This window comes from Paenibacillus taihuensis (assembly GCF_003386535.1).
GTDB classification, from domain to species: Bacteria; Bacillota; Bacilli; order Paenibacillales; family Paenibacillaceae; genus Paenibacillus_Z; species Paenibacillus_Z taihuensis.
The window spans coordinates 1-19,754 of sequence record NZ_QTTN01000062.1 but is presented as its reverse complement, the minus strand read 5'-3'; the positions used below and the strand labels follow the sequence as shown (position 1 = coordinate 19,754).

The 19,754-nt window shown below is 48.5% G+C and carries 23 protein-coding genes and 1 tRNA gene; 18 read left to right on the top strand and 6 right to left on the bottom strand.

Going from position 1 to position 19,754, the window contains the following annotated elements:
- Positions 1-11 precede the first annotated feature (11 nt).
- From recF to dnaA, 4 genes are all read right to left on the bottom strand, one after another.
- A complete protein-coding gene (gene recF / locus A8990_RS29605) occupies positions 12-1,121 on the bottom strand; it encodes a DNA replication/repair protein RecF (protein ID WP_116192620.1) in 1,110 nt (369 codons plus the stop codon).
- A 36-nt stretch (positions 1,122-1,157) separates the two neighbouring features.
- Positions 1,158-1,373 carry a S4 domain-containing protein YaaA gene (gene yaaA / locus A8990_RS29600; protein WP_116192619.1) on the bottom strand — a complete coding sequence of 72 codons (216 nt, stop codon included), beginning with the start codon at positions 1,371-1,373 and terminating at the stop codon, positions 1,158-1,160.
- A gap of 17 nt (positions 1,374-1,390) precedes the next feature.
- Positions 1,391-2,533 carry a DNA polymerase III subunit beta gene (dnaN, locus tag A8990_RS29595; protein ID WP_116192618.1) on the bottom strand — a complete coding sequence of 381 codons (1,143 nt, stop codon included), beginning with the start codon at positions 2,531-2,533 and terminating at the stop codon, positions 1,391-1,393.
- A 252-nt stretch (positions 2,534-2,785) separates the two neighbouring features.
- Entirely contained in the window at positions 2,786-4,138 is a 1,353-nt protein-coding gene (dnaA, locus tag A8990_RS29590) for a chromosomal replication initiator protein DnaA (protein ID WP_116192617.1), read from the bottom strand.
- Between the two features lie 650 nt (positions 4,139-4,788).
- On the opposite strand from dnaA, the gene rpmH reads away from it, so the two are divergent.
- The 12 genes from rpmH (at position 4,789) to A8990_RS29530 (ending at position 15,856) form a co-directional block, all read left to right on the top strand.
- Entirely contained in the window at positions 4,789-4,923 is a 135-nt protein-coding gene (rpmH, locus tag A8990_RS29585) for a 50S ribosomal protein L34 (RefSeq protein WP_116192616.1), read from the top strand.
- Positions 4,924-5,001: 78 nt separating this feature from the next.
- Positions 5,002-5,358, top strand: a complete 357-nt coding sequence (rnpA, locus tag A8990_RS29580) for a ribonuclease P protein component (protein ID WP_116192615.1) — start codon at positions 5,002-5,004, stop codon at positions 5,356-5,358.
- Positions 5,359-5,570: 212 nt separating this feature from the next.
- Positions 5,571-6,347: a YidC/Oxa1 family membrane protein insertase gene (locus tag A8990_RS29575; protein ID WP_116192614.1), complete on the top strand. Its 777-nt coding sequence runs from the start codon at positions 5,571-5,573 to the stop codon at positions 6,345-6,347.
- Complete coding sequence (gene jag, locus A8990_RS29570; RefSeq protein ID WP_116192613.1) at positions 6,344-7,021, top strand: RNA-binding cell elongation regulator Jag/EloR; 678 nt, start codon at positions 6,344-6,346, stop codon at positions 7,019-7,021. The genes A8990_RS29575 and jag overlap by 4 nt, the downstream gene beginning before the upstream one ends.
- A 75-nt stretch (positions 7,022-7,096) precedes the next feature.
- On the top strand, positions 7,097-8,476 hold the full coding sequence (gene mnmE / locus A8990_RS29565) for a tRNA uridine-5-carboxymethylaminomethyl(34) synthesis GTPase MnmE (RefSeq protein WP_116192626.1): 1,380 nt from the start codon (positions 7,097-7,099) through the stop codon (positions 8,474-8,476).
- A gap of 31 nt (positions 8,477-8,507) precedes the next feature.
- Positions 8,508-10,397 (top strand): tRNA uridine-5-carboxymethylaminomethyl(34) synthesis enzyme MnmG, encoded by a 1,890-nt coding sequence (gene mnmG / locus A8990_RS29560; protein ID WP_116192612.1) that lies wholly within the window; start codon positions 8,508-8,510, stop codon positions 10,395-10,397.
- Between the two features lie 8 nt (positions 10,398-10,405).
- The gene (gene rsmG, locus A8990_RS29555) at positions 10,406-11,128 is read left to right on the top strand and encodes a 16S rRNA (guanine(527)-N(7))-methyltransferase RsmG (protein WP_116192611.1); all 723 of its coding nucleotides are present in this window, start codon (positions 10,406-10,408) and stop codon (positions 11,126-11,128) included.
- Between the two features lie 312 nt (positions 11,129-11,440).
- On the top strand, positions 11,441-12,268 hold the full coding sequence (gene noc / locus A8990_RS29550) for a nucleoid occlusion protein (protein WP_116192610.1): 828 nt from the start codon (positions 11,441-11,443) through the stop codon (positions 12,266-12,268).
- A 115-nt stretch (positions 12,269-12,383) separates the two neighbouring features.
- Entirely contained in the window at positions 12,384-13,157 is a 774-nt protein-coding gene (locus A8990_RS29545) for a ParA family protein (RefSeq protein ID WP_116192609.1), read from the top strand.
- The gene (locus tag A8990_RS29540; protein WP_116192608.1) at positions 13,138-13,995 is read left to right on the top strand and encodes a ParB/RepB/Spo0J family partition protein; all 858 of its coding nucleotides are present in this window, start codon (positions 13,138-13,140) and stop codon (positions 13,993-13,995) included. Before A8990_RS29545 ends, A8990_RS29540 begins: the two co-directional genes overlap by 20 nt.
- Before the next feature lie 126 nt (positions 13,996-14,121).
- Positions 14,122-15,333, top strand: coding sequence for an aminotransferase class V-fold PLP-dependent enzyme (locus A8990_RS29535; protein ID WP_116192607.1), 1,212 nt, complete (start codon positions 14,122-14,124; stop codon positions 15,331-15,333).
- 28 nt (positions 15,334-15,361) lie between these two features.
- Entirely contained in the window at positions 15,362-15,856 is a 495-nt protein-coding gene (locus A8990_RS29530) for a DUF4446 family protein (protein ID WP_116192606.1), read from the top strand.
- Here A8990_RS29530 and yyaC read toward each other — a convergent pair.
- Complete coding sequence (gene yyaC / locus A8990_RS29525; RefSeq protein ID WP_116192605.1) at positions 15,828-16,421, bottom strand: spore protease YyaC; 594 nt, start codon at positions 16,419-16,421, stop codon at positions 15,828-15,830. The genes A8990_RS29530 and yyaC overlap by 29 nt on opposite strands.
- 182 nt (positions 16,422-16,603) lie before the next feature.
- On the opposite strand from yyaC, the gene A8990_RS29520 reads away from it, so the two are divergent.
- The 3 genes from A8990_RS29520 (at position 16,604) to A8990_RS29510 (ending at position 17,273) form a co-directional block, all read left to right on the top strand.
- Positions 16,604-16,843, top strand: coding sequence for a putative Se/S carrier protein (locus A8990_RS29520; RefSeq protein WP_116192604.1), 240 nt, complete (start codon positions 16,604-16,606; stop codon positions 16,841-16,843).
- A 38-nt stretch (positions 16,844-16,881) separates the two neighbouring features.
- A complete protein-coding gene (locus A8990_RS29515; RefSeq protein ID WP_116192603.1) occupies positions 16,882-17,121 on the top strand; it encodes a DUF951 domain-containing protein in 240 nt (79 codons plus the stop codon).
- Between the two features lie 61 nt (positions 17,122-17,182).
- Positions 17,183-17,273 (top strand) — tRNA-Ser (locus A8990_RS29510).
- A 513-nt stretch (positions 17,274-17,786) separates the two neighbouring features.
- Here the strand turns inward: A8990_RS29510 and A8990_RS29505 are convergent.
- The gene (locus A8990_RS29505) at positions 17,787-17,966 is read right to left on the bottom strand and encodes a YjzC family protein (protein ID WP_116192602.1); all 180 of its coding nucleotides are present in this window, start codon (positions 17,964-17,966) and stop codon (positions 17,787-17,789) included.
- Positions 17,967-18,200: 234 nt separating this feature from the next.
- Here A8990_RS29505 and rpsF point away from each other — a divergent pair, with 234 nt between their 5' ends.
- From rpsF to rpsR, 3 genes are read left to right on the top strand one after another with little or no spacing between them, the layout of a single operon-like run.
- Positions 18,201-18,485, top strand: a complete 285-nt coding sequence (gene rpsF, locus A8990_RS29500) for a 30S ribosomal protein S6 (RefSeq protein WP_116192601.1) — start codon at positions 18,201-18,203, stop codon at positions 18,483-18,485.
- Between the two features lie 52 nt (positions 18,486-18,537).
- Complete coding sequence (locus tag A8990_RS29495) at positions 18,538-19,083, top strand: single-stranded DNA-binding protein (protein ID WP_116192600.1); 546 nt, start codon at positions 18,538-18,540, stop codon at positions 19,081-19,083.
- Positions 19,084-19,102: 19 nt separating this feature from the next.
- A complete protein-coding gene (gene rpsR, locus A8990_RS29490; RefSeq protein ID WP_090649321.1) occupies positions 19,103-19,381 on the top strand; it encodes a 30S ribosomal protein S18 in 279 nt (92 codons plus the stop codon).
- Positions 19,382-19,754 lie beyond the last annotated feature (373 nt).

Here is a 19,754-nt window from a genome sequence, read left to right as displayed (position 1 = left end):
ATTAACACCTGTTAACGCTCGACATGACCTTCCTTCACCTGATAGACGCGGGAGTCATGGAGCTTGCTAATATTGACGCTCTCAAGACCGGTTGTCGTAATAAACGTCTGCACTTTGCTCTGGAATGTTTCTATGAGCTGCGTTTGCCGGTGCTGGTCAAGCTCTGACAGCACATCGTCAAGAAGCAGCAGCGGATACTCACCGATTTCTTCATGAATGAGTTCAATCTCGGCTAACTTCAAAGAGAGCGCCGTCGTTCGCTGCTGGCCCTGGGAGCCATAAACCGACGCTTCTTTCCCGTTTATATAAAAGGCCATATCATCACGATGAGGACCAACGAGGGTCATTCCTCTGCGCTGCTCCTGATCCTTGACATCACTTAACTTTAACATAAATTGATTAAATAATATAGATTCATCTTCCGTGGGGTCGCTCTCGAACGAGGGCTTATACACGATGGTGAGCTCCTCGTTACCCGCTGTAATTCCAGAGTGGATCTGCTGAGCCCACTTTTGCAGCTTATGTAAGAAGCTTTGCCTTTTTTTCACAATTTTAACACCGTACTCTGCCAACTGCATGTTCCAGACTTCCATCATCGCCTGGTTGCTGCTTCCTGGAGCCGATGATTTCAAGTAATTGTTGCGCTGCTGAAGCACTTTGCTATATTGGCCGAGCGCATGCAAATAACCGGGCTGTACCTGGCCGATTTCCATATCGAGAAACCGCCTGCGTATGCCCGGTGTACCTTTCACAATTTCCAAATCCTCTGGCGCGAACATGACGACATTGAGCGTTCCGACAAACTCGCTAAGCTTGCGCTGCTCCAGCCCGTTAATCTTCGCTTTCTTCCCTTGCGTCGACAACGCTAAATCGAGTGTTACAGCTCCGTACCGCTTATCAACCTCACCACGAATGCGCGCTTCGTTCGATTGCCAGCCGATGAGCTCCTTGTCCTTGCTCGTCCGATGGGACTTCGTCAGCGCCAGTACATAAATCGATTCCAGTAGATTCGTCTTGCCTTGCGCGTTGCGGCCGACAAACAGGTTCACCTGACTGTCGGTCGCAAGCTCAATATGCTCATAATTCCGATAATGCTGCAGCTGTATAGAATTTAAACGCACGTTGATGCCTCCCGGTTACTGCTCGGCCGCGAACACTTACCGCTTCACGACCGTAAAGACGCCAAATCCTTTTACGTCAACCTTATCGCCTACATAAAGTTTTCGTCCGCGACGATTGTCAGGCTCTCCGTTAATGATCACTTCGTTCTCCTGAAGAAAAAACTTTGCAGCACCGCCGGAGTCAATGCACTCAGACAGTTTCAGAAACTGGCCAAGCGCAATATATTCTGTCGAAATTCCAATTTCCTTCATGGCGGATTCCCCTCCGATTAGCCTGTCGTCCGATACGGCAAAATGAGGTACAAGCTGTGCTGGTGATCGGTCGGCTTAATAATGATCGGGCTCATTGCCCCTGTAAATCCGATGAAAAGGTGCTCACTGTCGATAACCTTCAGCGCATCTAGCATATATTTGGAGTTGAATGCGATACGAAGCTGTTCGCCCTTCATCTCGTTCACTTCGAGCTGCTCCGTTACCCGTCCAAGTTCCGTCGAACTCGACGAAATTTCGATCGAGCCGTCCTCTTGCGTAACAAGGCGAACGATATTCGTTTTCTCTTCACGCGACATCAAATACGCACGGTCGATCGCATCCGTCAATTTTTTTGTATGCAGGACAAGTTCTGTTTTGAACTGCTGCGGAATAATCTTGGAAGTGTCCGGGTAAGTCCCGTCCAAGATTCTTGAATAGAACAGAACGTGGTCGACTTTAAACAGCACTTGATTGTCTGCGACAACGATATCCACATGTGTATGATCATCCGGAACGATCTTCGACAGCTCGTTCAGCGTCTTGCCGGAGATAACCACATTGGAGAAACGGTAGCCGTCCGGCGTTTCAACATTTGCTGTGCGGCTAGCGAGACGGTGGCGGTCCGTTGCAACGAATTTCATCTGGCTGTCAGCCAAATTCCACAGCACACCTGTCAAAATCGGTGTTTGTTCGCTTGTCGAAGCAGCGAATACCGTTTGACGAATCATGGATTTCAATAGATCGCCAGGAACGGAGATGATTTCACTCTGTTCGATTGTAGGTAGAACTGGGAACTCTTCTGGATCAAGGCCAACCATCTGGATATCTGTCGAACCGGAGCGGATCATCGTTTGGAACTGCTCTTTGACTTCAAGCTCAATCTCGTCCGATGGAAGCTTCTTAACAATTTCAACGAAAAACTTCGCTGGAAGCACGACGCTGCCTGGTTTCTCGACTCGTGCAATTACGAATTCTCCGTTCTCAACTGGAATAAAGCTTTGAATCGAGATATCCGTATCACTGGCGGTTAATGTAACTCCTTGATGAGTAACGTCGATTTTGATACCGCCGAGAATTGGAATTGCAGGTCTGGAAGAAGACGCTTTGGAAACTTGCTGAATAGCGTCGTTAAGTTGATCTTTGCGAATCGTTAATTTCATAATTTCACTCCTAAAGTAAGCGGGCGATGCGAGGGTGTGAGAAGCACCTCGTTTCACCTATATTTTGATGATGTTTTTTTATAAATCTTAGTAGAAGTCGTAGTAGGGGCACTGAATATGTGGATAAGTGGTGCCAACGCGGATAAAGCAAGCCTATCCACATGTGTATAGCGTGTGCATAGGCTTGCTGATTAAATGTTGACGAAGTGTATAACTTTTGGCGAACTTTGTCATTATATCGCTTCTTCGTATTTAAGTATGGTTGCGAATCTTCTCCGTTAGCGTCTGAATGATCTTATATAGTTCCCCATCAACCTTCAGCTGCTGCGTAATTTTCTCATGGGCGTGAATGACCGTTGTATGGTCTCGTCCGCCGAACGCTTCGCCGATCTTCGGCAGCGAGTAGTCCGTCAGCTCACGTGACAGATACATCGCGATTTGCCGCGGGAAAGCGACGGCCTTCGTACGTTTCCGCGCCTTGAACTCTTCAAGCTTGAGCCCATACAACTCGCCGACCTTATGCTGGATGTCCTGCATCGTGATCATTTTTGGACGGCTGGATGGAATAATATCTTTAAGCGCCTCAGCTGCCAAATGCGACGTTATATCCTGGTTAATAAGCGAAGAATACGCCACAACCCGGATTAGCGCGCCTTCCAGCTCACGGATGTTCGTGTCGATTTGGTTCGCGATATAGACCATCGCTTCATTCGGAATATCAAGGTTCTCTGCTTTCGCCTTCTTTCTTAAGATCGCGATCCGCGTCTCAAGATCCGGAGGTTGAATGTCGATCATAAGTCCCCACTCGAAGCGCGAGCGCAGCCGCTCTTCCAGCGTCGGAATTTCCTTCGGAGGCCGGTCACTGGAAATCACGATTTGTTTGCGCTCTTCGTGCAGGGCATTAAATGTATGGAAGAATTCTTCCTGCGTCTGCTCTTTACCCGCCAAAAACTGAATATCATCGATTAGAAGAACGTCGATATTCCGGTATTTATTGCGGAAGCTCTCGCCTTTATTGTCACGAATCGCGTTGATGAACTCGTTCGTAAACTTCTCCGAAGACAGGTAAAGCACGCGCGTATTCGGATTATGTTCCAAAATATAATGCCCGATCGCATGCATAAGATGCGTCTTGCCAAGTCCTACACCGCCATAGAGAAACAGCGGGTTGTACGCTTTAGCAGGCGCTTCGGCCACAGCAAGCGATGCCGCATGGGCAAATCGGTTATTTACGCCGATGACGAACGTATCGAACATATATTTTGGGTTAAGCATATGCGTATATGGCTCGTCCGGTCCGGTTTGAACAGCTGGCAGCACGACCGGTTGAATCTCGGCAGGCTCGGGCGGCTTGTTCTCTTCAATGACAAACTTAATGTCATATTGGCGCCCTAAAAACTCCTGCAGCGTCGTCCGCACAAGCTTCGTATACCGGCTTTCGAGCCATTCGGCTGCAAAAGTCGTTGGAGCTGTCACAATTACGGTTGAATCACCACTAAACGAAGCCTTAGTCGCTTTGAACCAAGTATCGAAACTTGGCTTGCTGAGCTTCGTTTGAATGATGGACAGCACCTGGTGCCACATTTCGTGCGTATGGCTATCCACAGATTGTCACTCCTTATCCAATTCATGCGCAATTGAGCGCAGTCCTGCATCAGATGTCGAAACATCGGTTCATCTGCATCGTTCATCCACATTATTAAGGGAAAGCACAGATAAATTATCAAAAGGGGATGAATGTTGTGCACATTATTATCCACAGGCTGTTAATAATGTTGAGGGGGAGTTAAAGTCATCCACACAGAAAACATATACATCATAGCAAAATAACCCTTGATATTCAACGATTCCAGCGATTTTATCCACAAATTCTATAGGTTGTGTATAATAGTTATCGACAACACTAGATATTGTTTATATCTTGTTACCTATTCGACAAATACCGAGAAATTCCGAAAATTCCATCCACATGTTATTAATTTACCGCCCGGACAGGCCGTTTTATACATTTATCCACAGTTGAGTTTTTGGCGCAGTTTTGGCGACTCTTACCTCTGGCGATATCGGTTGACTTTTGGGTGCCTACATGGTTTAATTGAAAAAGGCGTTTTTTGGCGAGGAACGCTCGTGGTTTTAAGTTTTAGGGACTGCGCAGCTGTTTCCGCTTAAACAAACAGACGATCGCTAATCGTGCAGACGATAAGAAATAGGTATGAACAGGTACGATTTAATTAGGGTATAGGAGGTGCATAGAAATGAGACCGACATTTAAACCGAACGTTAGCAAGCGTAAGAAAGTTCATGGTTTCCGTAAGCGTATGGCTTCGAAAAATGGACGTAAAGTGCTTAGCGCCCGCCGTCAACGGGGAAGAAAAGTACTGAGCGCGTAAAGCTTAAGACCACGTCACGTGGTCTTTTTTTCATTTTTACGGTAATACTAAGGGATAAAGGTTCGGTGAAGAAGCGCCGTGCAAAGAAAGCTGCGATTACGAAAGCGCGAAGATTTCAGCCGGATCTATCGGAACGGCAAATCGTTCGCCAATAGCCAATTTGTTGTGTACTGGTCTCGCCAAGTGCAGGCGGATCCGATTCGTCTTGGCGTATCGGCCAGCAAAAAGATTGGAAATGCCGTCGTTCGGAATCGAATGAGGCGGCTTGTGAAAGAAATTGTCAGGCATCAGCTGGACCGGATGAACGGGCAGTTGGATCTGGTCGTCATTGTGCGTAAGCCCGCGGTCGGACTAGAGATGAAGGAGCTCGAGAAGAGCATGCTGCATGTGCTGAAGAGAGCGGGACTTCTGAAGGGTTCGAAGCAGGGGCAGTAGCGATCATATTGTAGAATGATGCAACACGTTGAAAGGTCTTGGCGAAAGAGCGGAAGTCGCTGTTCTCAGGCGATGAAACCGTTTTACTTTGGCGCTGGAGGCTTGTTTCTTTGTGCCAATAAATGTGATATAGTTTACGTGAATGTATTTAGGTGTAATTTCTTTAGTTGAAAGGGCGTAAGGCGCCCCTGGTACGCAGAGAGGAGATTTACATGTTGTCCCGTATTTCAAAACGATCATGGTTAACAGCAAGCGTGCTCATCGCTGTAATGCTATTTATGAGCGGATGTTCCTCTTCCCACAATCCGGTGTCAATGACTGATCTGGAGCACGGGAACCCTTGGCAACGCTATGTTGTATATTATTTCTCGTACGCACTTGAACATTTCGCCAAATGGTTCCACGGCGAGTACGGAATCGCCATTCTGCTCATGGTTATTATCGTAAGAACGATTATTCTTCCGCTTACGATTAAACAGTACCGCAGCTCGAAGGCGATGCAAGCGTTGCAGCCGGAGCTTGCGAAGCTGAAAGAGAAGCATAAGGATAACCCGCAGAAGCAGCAAGAAGAAACAATGAAGCTGTTTCAGCAGCATAAAGTCAATCCACTGGCAGGCTGTTTGCCATTGCTCGTGCAAATGCCGATCTTTATCGCCCTTTACAACTCGATCTATATGAATGAGAACATTCGTGAGCATACGTTCCTGTGGCTGCAGCTAGGCGAGAAGGATCACACTTACGTGCTCCCGATCATTGCGGCAATTACGACTTTCATCCAGTCGAAAATGATGCAGTCCCAGCAGAAAGCGATGCCTGCGATGCAAGGTATCATGATGATCTTCCCAGTGTTGATCTTCGTTATGGCCATGAACTTCCCGGCGGCCCTCCCGCTGTACTGGATCTTCAGCAACACGTATACGATTGTGCAAAACTATTTCCTATATGTACGCAACTCATCTAAGGGCAAGGAGAGTGTGCCTGCGAAATGAAGAAAATCGTAGCATCGGGCAAAACGATCGAAGATGCTGTACAAAACGGTTTAACGGAATTGCAAGTGTCTGCGGATCGTGTCAATGTGACCGTTCTGGAGAAGCCGTCGAAAGGCTTGTTCGGCTTAATTGGGGCGAGAGCCGCGAAAGTGGAGCTCGTGCTTGTGCCTGAACAAGAGAAAGAGAAAGCGACGGTCTCTGCAGCTGCGGCGACAGTGAAGCCTAAGGATCCGCTCCTTGAAGCGGAACGATTCATTACCGAAGTGGCAAGATCGATGGGACTTGACATTACAATTGTTCGTAACGATTCGAAAGAAGAGCTTACGTTAGCAATATCGGGCGGCGGTGATCTTGGCATGCTGATCGGTCGCCGAGGTCAAACGCTTGACGCTTTGCAATATTTGGTCAACATTGTGGCCAATCGTTATTCCAACAGCCATCTTCGCATTGTGCTTGATGCGGAAGATTTTCGCGAGCGTCGCCGGAAGACGCTTGAGGATTTGTCGGAACGCCTCGCGGGACATGTTGTGCGCACGCGCAAAGAAGTGGTGCTTGAGCCGATGTCGCCGCACGAGCGGAAGATTATCCATTCGCAGCTGCAAAATCACGCCAAGGTTAAAACATTCAGTAAGGGCGATGAACCGAATCGCCGCGTAGTCATTACGCTTAAATAAGTGCTCGGGCAATGACTCTTCGCGGTCATTGCTCGTTTTTTTAATATTAGATTGCTTAATGAGGGAAGAACGATGATGATACAAGACACGATTGCCGCCATTTCGACAGCTGTCGGGGAAGGCGGCATTGCCGTTATACGGGTCAGTGGTCCTGATGCGGTTGCCGAATCGGCGAAGATCTTCCAGTCGAAGTCGGATATTGGCGCAGCACCGTCGCATACTGTCCATTACGGTCATATTGTAGATCCTGTAAGCGGCGAAACGGTGGAGGAGATCCTGCTCACGATTATGCGGGGCCCGCGCTCGTTCACGGCGGAAGATGTTGTCGAACTGAGCACACACGGCGGCGTTGTCGCTGTGAAGCGGGTGCTGGAGCTGCTGCTGCGTTCGGGGGATGTACGGCTTGCTGAGCCAGGTGAATTCACGAAGCGAGCTTTCTTGAACGGGAGAATCGATTTGACGCAGGCGGAGGCGGTCATTGACTTGATCCGTTCCAAGTCGGATCGCGCGTTCTCGATTGCGATGAAGCAGTCGGAAGGAATGCTGTCGAAGAAGGTCAAAGCGCTTCGACACGGCCTGATTGAGCTGCTCGCTCATATCGAAGTGAATATCGATTATCCCGAGCATGATGTCGAATCGATGACAAGCGCGTATATTCGCGAACGGTGCGGTGAGGCATGCGACGAGATTAACCGGTTGTTAAAAACAGCTGGGGAAGGCAAAATATTAAGAGAAGGCATCGTTACGGCGATTGTCGGCCGCCCGAATGTGGGTAAGTCGTCGCTGCTCAATGCACTGGTACAGGAGAATAAGGCGATCGTCACCGACATTCCAGGTACGACACGTGACGTCATTGAGGAATATGTAACGCTCGGCGGTATTCCGCTGCGGCTGCTTGATACCGCAGGTATTCGTGAAACGGCTGATGTGGTGGAGCGTATTGGAGTAGAGCGGTCGCGTACGGCGCTTGAGGAAGCTGACCTGATTCTGTTCGTGCTTAATGTGAATGAACCGCTGCATCCGGATGATCAACTGCTGATGGAGAAGCTGCGCGGAAGACCAGTCGTCGTGCTGCTGAATAAGACTGACTTGCCGTCTGTGCTGGATACATCGGCTGTGGAGTCGATTTTCCCCGCAGATGCGATCGTAAAACTCTCCGTATTGCATGAGCAAGGGCTGGAGGAGCTGGAAGGTGTCATTAGTCGCATGTTCTTCAGCGGCGAGCTGGAATCTGCCGATATGACATATGTAAGCAATGTTCGTCATATTACGCTATTGAATCATGCGAAGCAATCGTTGGTCGATGCGATAGAAGCGACAGAAATCGGCATTCCGATTGATATTGTGCAAATTGATGTGCGTACAGCCTGGGAGCAATTGGGCGAATTAATAGGAGATTCGGTAGCTGACTCGCTTATCGATCAAATTTTCTCTCAGTTCTGTTTAGGTAAATAATAAAGCAAAAGAGGCAGGGAGGGATAACAAAATGGGATACCATGCAGGAGATTTTGATGTCATTGTAGTAGGTGCCGGCCACGCAGGGTGCGAGGCGGCATTGGCGGCAGCGCGGATGGGGTGCGAGACGCTGCTGTTAACGATTAACCTCGATATGGTCGCGTTTATGCCATGTAACCCATCGATTGGCGGACCGGCGAAAGGCCATGTCGTGCGGGAGATTGATGCACTAGGCGGAGAGATGGGCCGCAATATCGACAAAACGTTTATCCAAATGCGGATGCTGAATACAGGGAAGGGTCCTGCCGTTCACGCGCTGCGTGCACAAGCGGATAAGTTTCTGTATCAGCACTTCATGAAACAAACGATTGAAGAGACGGACCATTTGACGCTTCGCCAGGGGATGGCGGAGGAGCTCATTATTGAGGATGGGGTATGCGTCGGCATTATAACGAAGACGGGTGCGGAGTATCGTGCTAAGTCGATCGTTGTAACAACGGGTACTTACTTGCGTGGCAAAGTGATTATGGGTGAGCTGATGTATGAAAGCGGCCCGAACAATCAACAGCCATCGGTGAAGCTGTCCGAGAGCTTGCGCTCTCTTGGCTTACAGCTCGTTCGCTTCAAGACAGGTACGCCGCCGCGTGTACATGGGGATACGATCGATTTTAGCAAAACGGAAATTCAACCAGGCGATGAGAAGCCGAAATTCTTCTCGTACGAGACAGAGTACTCCGATAACGAGCAGCAGCCTTGCTGGCTGACGTACACTTCGGAAGAGACACATAAGATCATCAACGACAATCTTCACCGTGCACCGATGTTCTCTGGAGCGATTGAGGGAACAGGACCTCGCTACTGTCCGTCTATTGAGGATAAGATCGTTCGATTCGCTGATAAGCCGAAGCATCAAATTTTCTTGGAGCCTGAAGGCAAGAACACTTCGGAATATTACGTGCAGGGTCTATCGACGAGTATGCCTGAGGATGTGCAGCTGAGCATTCTTCGTTCCATTCCAGGTCTGGAAAAGGTCGAAATGATGCGTACAGGATATGCGATCGAGTATGATGCAGTCGTTCCTACACAGCTATGGCCATCACTCGAGACGAAGCAAGTACCGGGTCTATTCACAGCTGGACAAATCAACGGCACATCGGGATATGAGGAAGCAGCAGGACAAGGAATTATGGCAGGCATTAACGCAGCACGTAAAGTGCAGGGGAAAGCTCCTGTTATCGTAGATCGTTCGCAGGGATATATCGGTGTTCTTATCGATGATCTCGTTACGAAGGGCACAACAGAGCCATATCGTTTGCTTACATCACGTGCAGAGTACCGCTTGTTGCTTCGTCACGACAACGCTGATTTGCGTCTAACACCTACAGGCTATGAGATCGGATTGATCTCGGAAGCGCGGTTTGCGAAGTTTACGCATAAGAAGTTGATGGTGGAGCAGGAGATCGAGCGGTTGAAGACGGTTAAGGTTCGTCCAGAAGAAGAGCTGCTGCAATTGCTTGCGGAATTCAACACTGCGCCGATTCAGCAAACGACCGATGCACTAGCGATGCTTCGTCGCCCTGAAGTGACGTACGACTTTATCGATCGTTTCTCTCCGGCAGAAGAGCCGTTGACTGACGATATGAAAGAGCAAGTGGAGATCCAAATCAAGTATGCCGGCTATATCGAGAAGCAGCAGCTTCAAGTGGAACGTCTGGCGAAGATGGAGAAGAAGCGGATTCCGGACGATATTGATTATATGGTCATTACGAATCTGTCTAAGGAAGCGAAGACGAACCTGTCGAACATCCGTCCGTTGTCCATTGGGCAAGCTTCACGGATCGGCGGCGTGACTCCTGCTGATATCTCGATTCTTCTCGTTTATCTGGAGCATTACAATAAGGTTGTTGCTGCACGGGGGTAACTAATTCGATGAATCCAACTGAAACATGGTTTACTCAGTTGCTGCAAGAGAAGGGAGTGGCATTATCGCCGCTCCAACTGCAGCAGTTTGCGACGTATTATGAGCTGCTCGTCTCATGGAACGAAAAAATGAATTTAACGGGCATTACAGAGAGGGAAGCGGTATATGAGAAGCATTTTTACGATTCCGTGACCCTCTCTTTCTTTATGGATATGAATCAAGTAAAGTCGCTTGCCGATATCGGATCTGGAGCGGGCTTTCCAAGTATCCCGCTGAAGATTTCTTTCCCGCATCTGAAAGTGACGATTGTTGATTCCCTGAACAAGCGTATTCTGTTCTTACAACACGTCGTGGAAGCGCTTGGTCTCCAACAGGTTACTTGCGTGCATGGTAGGGCAGAAGATATTGGACGCTTACCTGCACATCGCGATGCTTATGATGTGGTTACGGCCAGGGCAGTTGCTCGACTCAGCGGTTTGAACGAGCTTTGTCTTCCTTTTGCACGGCAAGGCGGCTCATTTGCATCTATGAAAGGTGCTGATCCTGCAGAGGAAATTGCGGAGGCTAAGCGCAGTTTGGTTGAGCTGAAAGCGAAGCTGGTGAAGACACATCATTTGAAGCTTCCTTTCGAACAATCGGACCGTCATATTATTGTAATTGAGAAGCTCAATACCACTCCTTTCAAATATCCAAGAAAAGCGGGTTTGCCTTTGAAGCAGCCTATTATATAATGACATCAGTCCAAAAATGTTTCACGTGGAACATTTTCTAGATTGTTCAGTCGGACAAGCTCCATCCTGGACTTCGTTCGCTTGGCAGTCTCGCACTTATTGCGGTTATATTTATTAGAAATATTACTGTCAAGCAGGAAATCAACTTACAGCCGACGAATTAGTTTATCACACATATACTACAGGTTTCTCCTTATTCGTTTCTGTGTGATCACCGTGAACGTCAGCTATCGCTTTCAGAGATAAGCGATAGCCGTTTGCACTTGGAACGACAATAACTCGGCACTTTGAAATCGGGTGGTAGTTGACGATATGAAAGAACAGTTCTCACGTTTATTCGGATTAACAGATTCGAAAAACACAAACCAAGATGAAGTGAAGCAGCTGCCGGTCGTTGATGTGGATACGAGTCCATATCAGCCGCGCACTGTGTTTGATGATGATCGTATCGAGGAACTCAGCCAGACCATTCGTACACATGGTATTATTCAGCCGATTGTGGTGCGTCTGCGTAATGGCAGATATGAGATTATCGCCGGCGAACGTCGTTTCCGCGCGGTAAAGAAGCTTGGACTTGAGACGATTCCTGCTATTATTCGTGAATTCAATGACTCTCAGGCCGCTTCGATCGCTCTTATCGAGAATCTTCAGCGTGAAGGACTCACTTCAATCGAGGAAGCAGTCGCTTATCAGAAGCTCATCGATCTCCACAACCTTACACAGGAAAGCTTGGCGCAGCGTCTAGGCAAGAGCCAATCGACGATTGCGAACAAGATTAGACTGCTCGGATTAGGCGATACGGTCAAGAACGCGCTTATGGAGCGCAAAATTACGGAGCGTCATGCGAGAGCGCTGCTCTCTCTTGATACCGAAGAGTTGCAGCTTAAGGTGCTAGACGATATTATTGCTAAAGAGCTAAATGTGAAGCAAACGGAAGCTCGGGTGGCTTTCTATAAGGAAGCTACGAAGGAAGAAACGAAGAAACCGAAGCGCATTTCCTTTACGAAGGATGTACGGCTTGCGCTAAATACAATCAGACAGTCCATCGACATGGTGTCCGGATCGGGCTTGCAAATTAAGACGAAAGAACAGGATCATGACGATCATTATGAGATTGTGATCCAAATTCCTAAGCGCTAATAGCAGTTTCGACAGCCGTCCGTCGTTGGGACGGCATCGTCATTTGTACTAATAAGTTGCCTGATGAACGGACGTTTCATAGCTTCATTAAGTAATCAGCATAGAGGTGAACGGTTTGTCTAAAACGATTGCAATATCGAACCAGAAGGGCGGTGTCGGAAAAACGACCACGTCCGTCAATTTAGGTGCGTGTTTAGCATCGCTGGGGAAAAAGGTGCTGTTAGTTGATATTGATCCGCAAGGCAATACGACAAGCGGTATTGGCATTGAAAAAGCGGATGTTGCTCATTGTATTTACGATGTGCTTATTAATGATGTCCACCCGAATGATGCTACATGCCCTACTAATATTGAGGGGCTTTATATTATTCCGGCTACCATCCAACTGGCAGGCGCGGAGATTGAGCTTGTCCAGACGATTTCTCGTGAACAGCGTCTTAAGAAATCGCTCGCACTTGTGAAGAAACAGTACGATTATATTTTGATCGATTGCCCGCCATCGCTTGGTATTCTAACGATTAACTCGCTGACGGCGTCGGACTCGCTTATCATCCCGATTCAATGTGAATATTACGCACTAGAAGGTCTTAGCCAGCTGCTGAATACAGTACGGCTTGTTCAGAAACACCTGAACACGTCTCTTCAAATCGAAGGCGTTCTGCTTACGATGTTTGATGCTCGGACGAACCTGGGTATTCAAGTTATTGAAGAAGTGAAGAAGTATTTCCAACAGAAGGTTTACCAAACGATCATCCCAAGGAATGTCCGATTGAGCGAAGCTCCTTCGCATGGACAATCCATTATCACATATGATCCGAGATCCAAAGGGGCAGAGGTATACCTTGAACTCGCGAAGGAAGTGATTATGTATGAGCAAGCGGCTAGGTAGAGGACTTGATGCGCTTATCCCATCGCTCTCTGTAAGCGAAGATGATAAGGTGGTTGAGGTTTTGCTGACTCAGCTCAGACCGAACCCGTACCAGCCTCGTAAAACATTCGATGACGATGCGATTAAAGAACTCGCTGAATCGATTAAACAACATGGTGTCATCCAGCCAATTATCGTTCGTACTGTACTTAAAGGGTATGAGATTATCGCGGGGGAAAGACGTTTCCGTGCATCACAGCTTTGCGGCAATCCGACGATTCCGGCTGTTGTACGCAACTTCTCGGACCAGCAGGTTATGGAGATTGCGCTCATCGAGAACTTGCAGCGCGAGGATCTGAATGCAATTGAACTGTCGCTTGCGTATCAAGCGCTGATGGATAAATTCAACCTGACGCAAGAAGAGCTCTCTATGAAAGTGGGTAAGTCGAGATCGCATATTGCGAACTTCTTGAGACTACTAACGTTGCCAGAGCAAATCAAAGAAAATGTTTCACGTGGAACATTATCGATGGGACATGCTAGAGCAATTGTAGGGGTCAAAGAGGATGCTCGGAAGAAAGAACTCGCTGAGCTGACGATCACGAACGAGTGGAGCGTTCGCCAACTCGAAGAAGCAATCAAGAACCTTGACCAGCCAGCAGCTGTGAAAGTGAAACCGCTCCCTTCGAAAAAGCTCGATCCATATATCGCCGAAGTGGAAGAGTCGCTACGGGATCGCTTCAAAACGACAGTGAAGATAAAGCAGCAGCCGAAGGATAAAGGACGCATTGAGCTTCTTTATTATAATAAACAGGATCTAGAGCGTTTGCTCGAATTGCTGCAGCAGTTTTCCTCATAATTTCCACTCATAAGTTAAACTTAAATAGCATACTCGATTGGTGACCATCGTACAGGTGGAGACCAATCAAGTATGCTATTATTAGGTTAACGCATGTGGACGCGGTATAGGAAGGAGGCGTGAGTAATGCAGGAGCGAAATGAAGAACAAGTACGGGTTCATGAAACGCAGAAGGTGCAAAACCAGGAGCTCATTTATCTAGATCATGCGGCGACGTCGTGGCCTAAGCCTGCCAGTGTTATCGAGGCGGTTATGGAAGCGATGCAGAAGGATGCTGCCAATCCAGGGAGAGGCAGCCATGCGATGGCGGTACGGGCGAGCCGCATTCTGTTTGATACAAGGAAAGTATTGGCGAAACTGTTCCGGATTAAAAATCCGAACGATATTGCATTCGCATTAAATACGACGATGGCGCTTAACACAGCGATCAAAGGATTGCTGAAGCCAGGTGATCACGTCATAGCAACGGCTGTGGAACATAACTCGGTTCGTCGGCCGCTTGAGTACTTAAAGAAGACGATTGGCATTCAAGTCACCTATGTGGAACCCAATACGGCAGGGGAGCTCGATGCGAAACAGGTGGGTGACGCAATAACAGCTAGCACGAAGCTGGTAGTCGTTAATCACAGCTCGAACTTGCTTGGGTCGATATTGCCGGTAGGCGAAATTGGTGAGATTACGCGCAGCCATGGAATTAAGCTGCTTGTCGATGCGGCTCAGACGGCTGGACTGATGGAAATTGATGTGGAGCAGATGGGAATCGATATGCTCGCGTTTCCGGGCCATAAAGGGCTTCTAGGGCCGTTAGGGACAGGGGGGCTATACATTCAACCTGATGTGGAGCTGGAACCGCTCCTGCACGGTGGTACGGGCAGTCAGTCCGAAGCGATTGAACAGCCTTCGGTTCGTCCAGACCGCTATGAGGCGGGTACGCAGAATGCCGTTGGCATTAGCGGGCTTCGAGCCGGCGTGAAGCACATCCTGCATGAGACGGTGCAAAACATCCATACTAGAGAATGGATGTTAACGCAGCAGATGATGGAGGGGCTGCTTTCCGTGAACGGTATTCGCTTATTGGGACCGGAGCTTGGCAAGCCGCGTACAGGTATCGTATCCTTCGTCATTGATGGTGCGGATCCATCCGAAGTTGGCTTTATCTTGGATCAGCATTATCAGATTGCGGTGAGGACCGGGTTCCACTGCACGCCACTTGCGCATGGGACAGCAGGCACGACGGAGACAGGTGCTATTCGGGCGAGTGTCGGGTGTTTCACAACGAAGGATGAAGTCGAGACCTTCATTGCAGCGGTAAAGGAAATTAAACGGCATTACAGTTAATGTGCATCTATGGGGGAGCTAATGTTATATGGATCAATATTTGGAACAACCTTCTGCCTGGGCAACCTTAGGTTTGCTTGTTCTTGTACTCATTCTGCTTATTCGCAGCTTCATGCTAAGCAGCAAGCTCAAACGGTTGCGTCGAAGTTACACGCAGTTTATGGAAGGCACCGGTGTTGAGGAGCTGGAGAGCGTCATCATCAATCTAAAACAGCGCTTAGATATGCAAGAAGAGGGACAGAGAAACCTGAAGCAGACGGTTCAGTCATTAGGCGATACACTGAGACAGAAGAAGGGCAATGTCGGTATTCATCGTTATAATGCTTTTGCAGAAAGAGGAAGTGACCTCAGCTTCTCGATCGCAGTTGTCAATGATGGGGAGGACGGAATGGTGCTTAGCGGCATTCACGGCCGTGAGCAGACTTTTCTGTATGCCAAACCGGTGAAGGACGGCAAGAGCGAATATCCGCTCACTCCGGAAGAGCTGGAAGCGATCAGTCTGGCGTCGCGGCAGGGATCGTAGCCGGACGTACACATTTCATGATGGATGAGAACAGGCTGTGCGAAATTATATCAGCCATCCGCATGACGAGATGCAGTCTTGTATTCTGAAGGACGAAATACTCCATGAAGCCGCCGACGTTGACGATGCCTGTAATATGAATGTCGCCGACAGGAGGCAAGTCTTTGTTCACACCGGCGCCAGGTCGAACCGGTCCTAGACCTACTTGAATGCAGCCGACGCTAGCGGCCTGACCTAAACAAGCATCGATGCCGATCACAAACGGCTTGCGAATGTACTTGTTAATGTCCTGCAGCGTTTCGTCGAGATTCATGGCATGGACAGGTTCCTCCAGCGTGCCGTAGAGGTCGAAGAAGGGGCTGCGGAATTTGCTGAGCGAAGTACCGACGAGCGGACCAAGCGAATCCCCTGTAGAGCGGTCCGTACCTACGCAGACGACGACGATTCTGCGGTCGGCAGGTATGCCGCCGAGCAGGTATGTAATGCGGTTGACAAGAAGACCGGTAACGTTAGGTTCCGTATGCGGTACTTTGAGCGGTGTTTCTTTCATTCCTGGCAATTTCATAGATTCCCCTCCCGCCAACTCTATGAACAATGATTACCGAGATGAACATGCAGCTCTAATATGTATAATCTACTAGAGTGCTGCCTGTTTACGCTTGGTTACTAGTATATGGTCAGGACAACCATTTTATACTTGGCAAGCAGGAAGAAACGTCAATAAAATCAGTCAGGAGGAGGGGGAGCATGCTTATCGCGTTCGACTCCACACAGCAAGCACTCCGTGCAGAGATGCTATTAGAATATGCGGACATCGAAATAGATATCTGTCCAACACCGAAGCAAATAACAGCGGGCTGCGCACTATCGATTCATTTTCCCGAAGCAGATTTGCTAGTGGTGAAAGAGGTTATCGTCCAAGAACGTGTCGAGATCAGGGGTATCTTCCAGCAGGTGGAGGACCGGTACGAGCCAGTAGAGATGTAAAGAGATGGAGTGAGAAAAAGAGGGAGAGGGTGACTGTTATGGAGAGGAAGCAGTTTGAGCTAGGCGACATTGTACAAATGAAGAAGCAGCATCCGTGCGGCACGAATGAAATGGAAATCATCCGCATGGGCATGGACATCCGCATCAAATGTGTTGGCTGCAAACACAGCGTGCTTATTCCGCGCGCGAAGTTCGAGAAGAACATGAAGAAAGTGCTACGATCGAAGGCGGCAGAAGGCGAAAAAGAGGGAGAGGGCGGGGCGTCCACAATAATTTAAAAATAGTGCTTGCATTTGGACAAACCCCGTGTTATTATAAATTTCGCTGACTGACATTTATGGAGAGGTACCCAAGAGGCCCAAGGGGGCTGACTCGAAATCAGCTAGGCGTGTCAAAGCGTGCGTGGGTTCGAATCCCACTCTCTCCGCCATTTAACAACAAAGACGAATCGCGACCCGTTAGGGTCGCTTTTTTGTTATATGGGGCTTGGTGGATTCGAACGGGTCGTGAAGACAACCATGCAAGAGCATGGTTGTTAGACCCCGGGACTCGAATCCCACTCTCTCCGCCATTTAACAACAAAGACGAATCGCGACCCGTTAGGGTCGCTTTTTTGTTTATATAAAGCAATTAAGCAACTGAGCACTTAAGAAATAAGCACATAAGAAAAGAGGACTCTTGCGAGTCCTCCTTCGACGGTGTTCATTCAGAAAACAGTCATCACTGCAAGCTTCGTAAGAAACCTTGGTTCACCGGGCTTTAATCGGTGAGCGTGTGTTACAGACACTAGTCTTTGGCACATCTCCTCGCTTCTACGCTGAGTGGACAAAATCTCCTTGAGGTTCGAATTCATTGACGTACAATGGAACCACACCTCTCTTTACACCGTCACAGCTATAATGCTCCGAATTCCGATAACCTATTCGGCATGCTGAAGCAAAATTTAATGCATTCGTTTCCACTTGCGATCTTTATTGGAAAGGGCAGGGAACTTATCGCCTTTCGCTAATCGCACCTTCTGGGGATTGTTGACCCCCATGTGGAAGGATGCTTCGCCGATCTCAATATAGACGCCGTCATTAGGCGCGCGGTCACCTTCTCGAAACTCAGTCCATTCACCCATAATTTGAGTACACCTCCATAACGGATACATGAATGAGGACGCGGGGCATGTCCTGACCCTTAGTGTGCATCGCCCTAAGGCTGAACATGAACGGAAGAATGAGGCAGACGGTTCCGTTAAATCCGCACTTGTCAATGGGGTATGAAGTTTGGTATAGTATTCAGGTATGCGAGAAATTAACTCGCTCCTTGCTCCCATTAAGGGGGCCGCATAGTCCAAGAGGAGGTGAAACATATGCGCAAATACGAAGTGATGTACATCATTCGTCCGGATGTGGAACAGGAAGCGGTACAAGCTATCACTGAAAAGTTCCAAGCAATCATCGGAAACGGTGGAGAGATCATCAAGCACGATGTGATCGGTAAACGCCGCCTTGCGTATGAGATCAACAAGATTCGTGACGGTATCTACGTACTGGTTAACTTCAACGGCACTAATGAAGTTGTTGCTGAGCTTGACCGCGTCATGAAGATTACGGATGAAGTTATCCGTTGCCTGATCACAAGAGACGTAGCTTAATTGCTCGTCAAACGTACGTAAGAGATGTTTTCGATTGGAGGCGATTTACGAGATGTTGAACCGTGTTATTCTCATTGGCAGATTAACGAGGGACCCTGAAATGCGTTATACACCGGCAGGTGTTGCGGTAACGCAATTTACACTTGCAGTGGATCGTCCATTTAGCGGTGGCGGTCAAGGAGGCGAACGGGAACGGGAAGCAGATTTCATTCCGATCGTAACTTGGCGTCAGCTGGCTGAAACTTGTGCGAATTATCTACGCAAAGGCCGTCTAACGGCGGTCGAAGGCCGTATCCAGGTTCGGAATTACGAGAACAACGAAGGCAAGCGCGTCTATGTGACGGAAGTTATTGCCGACAACGTTCGTTTCTTGGAATCCGGCAACCGCGATAACGGTCCGCGTGATGAAGGCGCACCAAGCTACAGCGGCGGCGGAAACAACAGCTATAGCGGTGGCGGCCAAGGCGGCTTCGGCGGCGGTGGCGGTAATTCACAAGGTGGAGGCCGTACAGGTGGCACACCAAGGAACGACAATCGTGATCCGTTCTCAGACGACGGACGCCCGATCGATATATCGGAAGATGATTTGCCATTCTAACTGAAAGGACGGAGAAAACATGAGCTTCAAGCAAAGAGATGGTGGCGACGAGCGTCCAGAACGCAAGTTCGGCGGACGTAAAGGCCGTAACAAGCGCCGTAAAGTGTGCTTCTTCACTGCTAACAAAATTACACACATCGACTATAAAGATACGGACTTGCTTCGTAAATTTATCAGCGAGCGCGGCAAAATCTTGCCACGTCGTGTAACAGGAACGAGTGCAAAGTACCAACGCCTTCTGACGATCGCTATCAAGCGTTCGCGTCAAGTAGCGCTGTTGCCTTACACGACAGAATAGTATATAAAGACGCGCGAGCGTTTTATACAAAAAGGCAGCCCCTCGGGGCAATGTCATTAAGTTAAGGTGTTGAACCAAATATCTATGCAAAGGAGCAGGTTATCGAAAGATAGCCTGCTCCTTTTTTGCGTGAAAAAGAGTAAAAGAACTTGACAAGCAGTTGAAAATGTGTGGCGAAGCCCCTTGAAAAAACGAGGAGGTTTCGCCCATGAATACGTACGCGAATTCACTAAAACAAAAGCTGACATCCCTTATTCAAGAAATGTCAGCCGCACCAGCACTGTATGTCAAAAACCCCGAAAAAGACTTTACGCGAAAGAAAAAGTTACCCTTTGAAACGGTTATGCAGCTCCTGATCTCAATGGGCGGAAAC